The following is a 502-nucleotide window of genomic DNA, read 5'->3' on the forward strand; positions in this document are numbered from 1 at the left end:
TCAGCAAATCAAAGGCATGTTTAATAAACTCTTGCCGCTCATCCTCTGGCATGGCTAGAAGATCCCCGGCGGTGATACCCTCTAGGGCTTCTAAATCCATGTTAGCCCCTTAGCGTACAATGCGTAGTTTACTTTCTAGGATCTGAGCTACGCGCTCTGCGTCCTCTTTAGTCTGGATGTTAGCGATCTGCTCTGTTAGTTCCTCACTAGATACGTTAAGCACTGTGTAAGGTAACAGGGTTTTAAGAGCATCTAACTTATCTTTAAATTTGACCGTTTGATCATCAATATCTAGCATGATTTGATCAATCAGCTTAAAGATAATGTTTGTTTCGTCTAGTTTCTTTCTAAAAGCCTCTGTGCGCTCTCGCGTTGTTTTATTCTGGCTCCCCTTTTCACGCCCTAGACCGGGCTTTAAATTGGCAATTGTCATTATTAAACCTCATAAACGAAAAAAAGCCCGATCCCCTAAACCGTGTGCCTTTACATTGCGCGGGTTAGA

At 43.0% G+C, this 502-nt stretch carries 1 protein-coding gene; it reads right to left on the reverse strand.

All coding sequences use genetic code 11. From position 1 onward, the window contains the following. Positions 1-109: 109 nt before the first annotated feature. Entirely contained in the window at positions 110-433 is a 324-nt protein-coding gene (locus N1032_RS28175) for a hypothetical protein (RefSeq protein ID WP_259544056.1), read from the reverse strand. Between the last annotated feature and the right edge of the window lie 69 nt (positions 434-502).

This window comes from Herbiconiux daphne (assembly GCF_024979295.1).
Lineage (GTDB): Bacteria > Actinomycetota > Actinomycetes > Actinomycetales > Microbacteriaceae > Herbiconiux > Herbiconiux daphnes.